Below are 7774 nucleotides of genomic sequence, written 5' to 3'. Positions count from 1 at the left end.
GGCGCCCTGCTCACCGCCATCCCCACGCTGATCGTGTACTTCGCACTCCAGCGGCAGTTCGTCAGCGGCCTGACCCTCGGCGCCAACAAGGGCTGACCGCATGCCTCCCCGTCGTTCCCCACATCCCGGAGTCTCACCAGTGACCACCGAACGCAGTCTCCGCCTGCCCGGCATCGCCTACGGCGGCGACTACAACCCCGAACAGTGGCCCGAGGAGGTGTGGGCCGAGGACATGGCCCTGATGCGCGAGGCCGGGGTGAACATGGTCAGCGTCGGGATCTTCTCCTGGGCGCTGCTGGAGCCGTCCGAGGGTGTCCACGACTTCTCCCGCATGGACAAGATCCTCGATCTGCTCCACGAGAACGGCATCGCCGCCGACCTCGCCACCCCGACGGCCTGCCCGCCCGCCTGGTTCTTCCGGGCCCATCCCGAGGCTCTGCCGGTGGACAAGGACGGCCGCACGCTCTCGTACGGCAGCCGCCAGACCTTCTGCCCCTCCAGCCCCGCCTACCGCACCGCGGCGCTGCGCATCGCGGGCGCCCTGGCCGAGCGGTACGCCGACCACCCTGCCGTCGCCACGTGGCACGTCCACAACGAGTACGGCTGCCACAACGCCGCCTGCTACTGCGACACCAGCGCCGCGGCCTTCCGCACCTGGCTGAAGGCGAAGTACGGCAACGACCTGAACGCGCTCAACCACGCCTGGGGCACCACCTTCTGGAGCCAGTGGTACTACGACTGGGAGGAGGTCATCCCGCCCCGCGCCACAGGCGCCGACCCCAACCCCACCCACCAGCTCGACTGGCGCCGCTTCTGCTCCGACGAACTGCTGTCACTGTTCACCGCAGAACGCGACGTGCTCCGCACCGCCGCCCCGGACACCCCCGCCACCACCAACTTCATGGTGATGCACAACTTCGACAAACTGGACTACTGGCGCTGGGGCCCCGAGCTGGACATCGTCTCCAACGACCACTACCTCCTCTCCACCGACCCGGAGTCGGAGGTCGACATCGCGCTCTGCGGCGACCTGGTCCGCTCACTGGCCGGCGGGCGGCCCTGGCTGCTGATGGAACACTCCACCGGAGCCATCAACTGGCAGCCCGTCAACCGGGCCAAGGGGCCCGGCGAGATGCGCCGCAACGCGCTCGCCCACGTCGCCCACGGCGCCGACGGCATCGCCTACTTCCAGTGGCGCGCCGCGAAGGCGGGTGCCGAGCAGTGGCACTCCGCGATGCTCCCCCACGCGGGCACCGGCAGCCAGATCTGGCAGGACGTCGTCCGACTCGGCGCGGACCTCGCGGCGTTGGCCGAAGTCCGCGGCAGCACAAGCCCCGCACAGGTCGCCATCATCTGGGACTGGGACGCCCGCTGGGCCATGGAACTGCCGTGCCAGCCCAGCGGCGAACTGCGCTTCCAGGACCTGGTGAGGGACTGGTACACACCCCTGTGGAAGGCCGGGGTGGCGGTCGATTTCGTGCGTCCCGACAGCCCGGACCTCGACCGCTACCAGCTCGTCCTCGCGCCCAGCCTGTATCTGGTCGACGACGAGGGAGCGGCCAACCTGGCGGCGTTCGTCGAGCACGGCGGCACCCTGGCCGTGGGCTTCCACAGCGGCGCGGTGGACGAGAACTGCCATGTCCGGCTGGGCGGTTACCCCGGCGCCTTCCGGGAGATCCTCGGCGTGCACGGTGACGAGCTGTTTCCGCTGCTGCCCGGACAGACGGTCGGCCTGGCCGGCCGGATCCCGCAGGACGCGACCGCCGACCTGTGGACCGAACGCCTCCGGCTCGCCGGAGCGGAGGCCGTCGCCACATACGCGGACGGTCCGCTCGTCGGCGTGCCGGCCGTCACCCGCCACGCGCACGGCAGGGGCACCGCCTGGTACGTGGCCACCCACCCCGATTCCGCCACCCTGGCCGCCGTACTGGAGCGCATCCGCCAGGACGCGGGCGTGCGCCCGGAGTGTGAGGTCCCGACCGGTGTCGAGGTGGTGAGGCGACGAGGCGCCGACGCGGACTACCTCTTCCTGATCGACCACGCCGGACACGGCGCCGAGGTCCCCGCCGAGGGCGTCGAACTCCTCACCGGCAAACCGGTCACCGGATCGGTCACCGTCCCCGAGGGAGGCGTCGCGGTCGTCCGCGAGCCGAGGGCGGAGCTGCGGGAGCCGGTGACCGCGTAGCGATCAGCGTGCGGCCGGCCGGGCGAGGCCGGACATCAGTGAGATCCGGCCTCGCCCGGTCCGCGTGGCCCCGGGCATGTCCCCACACCGCACGTCGTGCCAACAGAACGTCCTGCTTCACCTCAACGGAAGTGAGTACTGAACATGACAGGTCTGCCCAGCCGCCGACAGGTGCTCGGCGGGGCGGCTGCGGGGGCGCTGGCCTCGCTGGCCGGGATCCCGCTGGCCGGTTCCGCGTCCGCCGCCGTGACGTACACGGCGCCGGATCCGCGTGTGTGGATCCAGCTCAACACCGGTTGGCGGTTCATCAGATCGGACGCGACAGGCGCGCAAGCACCCGGGTTCGATGACTCAAGCTGGACGTCCGTCACCACGCCCCACACCTGGAACGCCGTCGACGGTGCCGACGGCGGCAACAACTACTACCGCGGGGTGGGCTGGTACCGCCGCCACTACACCGTGCCGTCCACCCTGGCCGGCAAGAGGCTGTACCTGCAGTTCGCCGGGGTCAACCAGGTCGCCGACGTCTGGGTCAACGGCACATACCTCGGACAGCACAAGGGCGGGTACTCCCGCTTCAGGTTCGACGCCACCGGCGTGCTCGTACCGGGCGGGGACAACGTGATCGCGGTCAAGGTGACCAACGCCCGCGACACGAACATCGCCCCGGTGGGAGCGGACTACACCTTCCAGGGCGGCATCTACCGCAACGTGAGCCTGTGGGCCGTCGAGGACCTCCACGTCCGGATGACGGACTACGCGGGTCCCGGTGTCTATCTGCGGCAGAGCGATGTGACGGCGGCGTCGGCCACGGTGACCGTGACGACGAAGATGTGGAACGACGGCAACACCACCAGGTCGGTGGTCGTGCGCACCGTCATCGCCGACAAGAGCGGGACCGTCGTCGCGGAGACGAGCAGCACCGCGCAGACCGTCCCCGCGGCCACCGGCAGGGAGTTCCAGCAGACCCTCCGCATCGACAACCCGCACCTGTGGAACGGTGTGGCGGATCCCTACCTTCACAACGCCAGTGTCGAGATCCATGACGTCACCGGGGGCGGGGACAGGATCACGGACGTGGTGACCGAACGCCTGGGCCTGCGCTCCCTCGCCGTCGACGCCGACACCGGGTTCCGCCTCAACGGCAGCCACCTCCACCTGCACGGCGTCAACCTGCACCAGGACCGCGCGGTGAAGGGCTGGGCCATCTCCGACGCCGACCACACCCAGGACTTCGACCTCATCGGCGAGATCGGCGCCAACGCCGTCCGCATGGCGCACTACCAGCACGACCAGAAGGACTACAACCTCGCCGACGAACGCGGCATGGTCGTGTGGGCCGAGATCCCCCTGGTCGACATCGTCACCGACTCGACCGCCTTCACCACCAGCACCCAGAACCAACTGCGGGAACTGATCCGGCAGAACTACAACCACCCCTCGATCGCCTTCTGGGGCATCGGCAACGAACAACTCGACTACAACGGCACCGCCACCAACAGGCTGCTCGCGTCCCTGGCCGACATCGTCGAAGCCGAGGACCCCGACCGGCTCTCCACCTACGCCGTACGCGGCGAGGACCCCGACAACGCCCAGGCGGGGCTGCACACACAGACAACCGGCTTCAACAAGTACTACGGCTGGTACTACGGCTCCAAGGACAACGACCTCGGAGCGTGGGCCGACAACCTGCACGCGAACGCCCCCTCCCGCAGGATCGCCATGTCCGAGTACGGCGTCGGCGCCAGCACCACCCAGCACGCCCTCAACCCGCCCAAGCCGGCTCCGGGCGGATCCTGGCACCCCGAGGAGTACCAGTCGCTGTTCCACGAAGCGGCCTGGAAGCAACTCGCGAGCCGCCCGTACATCTGGGGCACGTTCGTCTGGGCCATGTTCGACTTCCCCTCCGACGGCCGCAACGAAGGAGGCCAGCCCGGCATCAACGACAAGGGCCTGGTCACCCGCGACCGGCAGACCCGCAAGGACGCCTTCCACTGGTACAAGGCAAACTGGGCCGACACTCCCACCCTTTACATCACCAGCCGCCGCTGGACCCAGCGCACCGACGCCGCCACCGAACTCAAGGTCTACTCCAACGCGAGCCAGGTCACCGCCACCCTCAACGGAACCTCCCTGGGAACCCTGACCAGCAACGACCACATCTTCAAGTGGCCCAACATCACCCTGAGGCCCGGCCAGAACACCGTGACGGTCACCGCGACCATCAACGGCACCACCTACACCGACACCGTCAGCTGGACCCTCGGCTGAGAACCCGGTCCCGCCGTAGGCGACGAAGCTCCGGTGGGCAGGGTGACCTGTCAGGTCGTTCTCCCCGACCGGAGCTTCGACGCGCCGCCAAGTCCGCCACCGTGTGCCACGCCTGGGTGGCCAACGCCGTCAGCAGCGTGCGACTGCCGAGATGACGGCAGTGCGAGCCGTGGCCCGTTCGACGGGAACACTCGGCTTCGTGCGGAGGTGCAATTCGTCCGGCCCCGGAACGGCGTCGCGCACGTCCCGCGTCACGATGAACGAGCACCGCCGGGCCCAGGGTCAGGCAGTGCCCGGTCCCGGGAGGTGTTCGGCGAGATGTATGGCACGCAGCCGCGCGAACTCGTCGTGCGTGCAGCGTCCGTAGGCGGGGTGGGGGGCGTGTTCTCCCACGGCGCCGGTGAACAGGGCCACCGCGTCGGCGAAGCCGGCCACGGCCTCGGCCGTCGGCAGGCGCGGGTCCAGCGACGGCGCTCGGTCGATCTCCGCACCGAGCGGATGCTTCATCGTTCCGCGGCGCAGGAACACCGACGCCATGAAGGAACAGGACGGGGCGCCCGTCGGCGGGTCCGGCTGCGATCGCGTCGAAGGTGCCTGAAGCCGTCCGGATCTCAAGGTGTTCTGTCACGTGCGTCCTTTTCGTGAAGATGGGCGCCCCGTCGGGGCGTTGGGCCCACGAACAGTCCGCTGCCGAGCGGCGGCGAAAGAGCGACCGGCGGGACGAGTCGACGGGTGGAGATCGGCGACGGCTGCGGCGACCCAGGGTGACGGCCCGTCGATCGCACGGTGCCCTCGTGCTGCGGGTGCCCACCTCCGGGGCCGGCTCATCGGTTCTGTCGCCGCCGGCACCTCATCGCTCGTCGGCGGGTGCGTCCGTGAGGCCGATGATCCAGGCGCACCACTGCATATCGGCGCGTCGTTCCGGCAGGTCCAGCACCGTGGAGACCGTCAGGACGAGACCGGTGGCCAGGAAGGAACGCACCTGCATCGGGTCGGCGCCCGTCAGACGGGTGATCGTCTGCTGGAGGTCGAGCTGCCGCACCCGTACCGACTCCTGGACCACCGGGTCGCCTGCCGCGGCGTACGCCTGCAACAGGACGAGGCCGACGCTCGGTCGGCTCTGCAGGAGGTGGCGGTAGGCATCGCCGAGCGCGCTCAGGGTCGGTTCGGCGCTCTCGAACGTGGCCTCGATCCTGTCGTAGGCCGCGTGCGTGACCTGAAGGAACAAATCACGCTTGGAGCCGAACATCTGCACGATGCGAGGGTGCGAGATCCCGACACGGGCGGCGATCGCCTCGATGCCCGCCCCGGACAGTCCCTTCAGGGCGAACTCCGCGTCGGCCGCTTCCATGATTTCGGCCCGCCGCACCGCCGCAGGCTTACGCGTGCGACCCGGCTCGGTCACTGCCTGGCTTCCGCGCGCTTGAGCTGGCTCAGCACGAAGCGGTGGTCGTACAGGCACCGGTAGGCGTGAATCAGTCCGTCATCTCCCAGCTCCAGACGGTCGTCACCGTGGAACTCGACGCGCTGGTCCGTGCCGGCCAAGGTCCCCGAGAAGCGCCACGCCACCAGCACGGCCCGCCGTGTCGCCTCCCCGTACAACCCCACGCGGGTGAACGAGTAGTCGGGAAAGGCGTGTGCCATCTGCGCCACGAAGTCGCGGATGCTGTCAGGGCCGTGCGCCGTCTCGCCGAGCGCCGGCTCGTCGTACACCAGGTCTGCGGCGCACAACGCGGCCGCGGCATCGCCGTCGTGCTCGTTCCAAGCCCTCTCCCACCGATCGCAGAACGCCTCAAGGGCCTTGATGTCTGATGCGGCCACTTCGGCCACGGTCGTAACCATGCTTCTAACTTACAGGTAAGTAAGAAGCAGGCCAAGGGCCGACCGGAAGTGCCGGCTCCCGAGGCATCTTCCGCGGAGACGAACGCGGCGAAGGGTCGGTGCCGTCCGGAGCCGTCGAGGGCGTCAGTGGCGCCGCTGGCGCGTTCAGAAGCTGCCGAGCAGCCCGCCGACCCCGTCGAGGGTGAGGTCCGGGGTCCGTTCCGGCAGTAGTGCGGTGGAGTGGTTCGCCGGGTGGATGCCGCCGAGCACCTCGGAGGTACGGAGTCACCGACCGGACCTCGAAGTGGTCCCGCATCAACAGCCCGGCTGACTTCCTGACGCTGCGCGAGGCGCTCGCCGCCGGTACTTCCCTGTCCCCGGAAGCCGCCGGCGACCTCGGGACACCGCTCAAGCGGCACTGCGCCGCCGCGGCCGCGAAGTGCCCCCGCCGGGTGAGCGCCGGAACCACATGCCGGAGCAAACCCCCGGATCAGGTGGAACCCGTACACCACTTCCCTGGACGCAACCCACCGGCCCCACGCCCTACAGCATGCCTACGCATCTCTGCCGATAGCCGCGGGGGAGTCCGTTAAGGTCGTGTCGGAGCGGTTGGGGCACACCAACGCTGCGATGACCCTGAACGTCTACAGCCATCTTTTCCCTGAGCCGCAGGACCGGACCGGGGTGGCGGTGGGGGGCGTTCGGTGTCGTGTCGGGGGAATGTGCCCCGGATGTGCCCTCTCAGCCAGAGGACTGAGGGAACGCGCAGGTCAGCGATGCCTTGGGGGCACAGTGCGATTGAGAGTGGAGTTCACGACCGAGCCCTTCGATCTCGACGAGGCCCCGGCGCACGCGCTCGTGGCGCGGGAGGTCGTCGAGGCGGCCGAGCTGGACGCGGTCGACGTCGGCCCGTTCGGCAACACGGCGGAAGGGGGAGCCGACGCCGTGCTCACGGCCGTGGACGCCCTGCTGCGCCGGACCCTGGAGTCCGGCGCCACTCGGATCTCGCTCCAGGTCAATGTGATCGGGGAGGGCGGCGAGTGACCGGCACCGACCCCGGCGACGGCGACGAGCGCTTCGTCGCGGCCGTCAAGCCGCTGGTCGACGCCATGGGGGGTCTCATGCTGCCGCCCGGCGAGGCCGGGCCCGACGATGTCGTCCTGTCCTGGGAGGGTGCCGACGTCGTCGCCGTGCGGCTGCCGCAGCTCGCCGAGTCGCTGGACCACATCCTGGCCGCGATGGAGCGCCAGAAGGGCAGGCCGCTCGCCGACCTGGACCGCCGGGCCAAGCAGGAGGTCGTACGGACCCTGGAGGCGCGCGGCGCCTTCTCCGTGCGTCACGGGGTGGAGACCGTCGCCACCGCCCTCGGCGTCAGCCGCTTCACCGTCTACAACTACCTCAACCGCGACAAAGAGGCCTGAGGGGCGGCTCCGTCCCGCCGGGTGGGCGTGGTCGCGGCGCTCCTCGCCGTAACCGCGATTTTTCAACAAACTGTTG

General features: G+C 69.6%; 7 protein-coding genes and 1 pseudogene. 5 read left to right on the top strand and 3 right to left on the bottom strand.

The genetic code is table 11. From position 1 onward, the window contains the following. From HW837_RS49465 to HW837_RS46870, 3 genes and pseudogenes are all read left to right on the top strand, one after another. Window positions 1-96 (top strand): annotated as a pseudogene (locus HW837_RS49465) (carbohydrate ABC transporter permease); the annotation flags it as partial. 4 nt (window positions 97-100) lie between these two features. Next, complete coding sequence (locus HW837_RS46875) at window positions 101-2185, top strand: beta-galactosidase (RefSeq protein ID WP_193382117.1); 2085 nt, start codon at window positions 101-103, stop codon at window positions 2183-2185. 144 nt (window positions 2186-2329) lie between these two features. After that, entirely contained in the window at window positions 2330-4456 is a 2127-nt protein-coding gene (locus HW837_RS46870) for a glycoside hydrolase family 2 protein (RefSeq protein WP_193382118.1), read from the top strand. 282 nt (window positions 4457-4738) lie between these two features. Here HW837_RS46870 and HW837_RS46865 read toward each other — a convergent pair whose 3' ends face one another. The 3 genes from HW837_RS46865 to HW837_RS46855 all read right to left on the bottom strand — a co-directional run bounded on the left by HW837_RS46865 (window position 4739) and on the right by HW837_RS46855 (window position 6298). Next, window positions 4739-4993, bottom strand: a complete 255-nt coding sequence (locus HW837_RS46865; RefSeq protein WP_237270722.1) for a DUF1569 domain-containing protein — start codon at window positions 4991-4993, stop codon at window positions 4739-4741. 313 nt (window positions 4994-5306) lie between these two features. Then, window positions 5307-5825 (bottom strand): TetR/AcrR family transcriptional regulator, encoded by a 519-nt coding sequence (locus HW837_RS46860; protein WP_234442471.1) that lies wholly within the window; start codon window positions 5823-5825, stop codon window positions 5307-5309. Between the two features lie 32 nt (window positions 5826-5857). Next, on the bottom strand, window positions 5858-6298 hold the full coding sequence (locus HW837_RS46855) for a nuclear transport factor 2 family protein (protein ID WP_045556455.1): 441 nt from the start codon (window positions 6296-6298) through the stop codon (window positions 5858-5860). A gap of 771 nt (window positions 6299-7069) precedes the next feature. Between HW837_RS46855 and HW837_RS46850 the strand changes: the two genes are divergently transcribed. After that, window positions 7070-7321, top strand: a complete 252-nt coding sequence (locus HW837_RS46850; RefSeq protein WP_045556457.1) for a YkoF family thiamine-binding protein — start codon at window positions 7070-7072, stop codon at window positions 7319-7321. A gap of 65 nt (window positions 7322-7386) precedes the next feature. Then, window positions 7387-7698, top strand: coding sequence for a helix-turn-helix domain-containing protein (locus tag HW837_RS46845; protein ID WP_045556875.1), 312 nt, complete (start codon window positions 7387-7389; stop codon window positions 7696-7698). Window positions 7699-7774 lie beyond the last annotated feature (76 nt).

This window comes from Streptomyces caniscabiei (genome assembly GCF_014930365.1).
Lineage (GTDB): Bacteria > Actinomycetota > Actinomycetes > Streptomycetales > Streptomycetaceae > Streptomyces > Streptomyces caniscabiei.
Note: the sequence above shows the minus strand (reverse complement) of the source record. Positions and strands in the feature narration are given on the sequence as shown.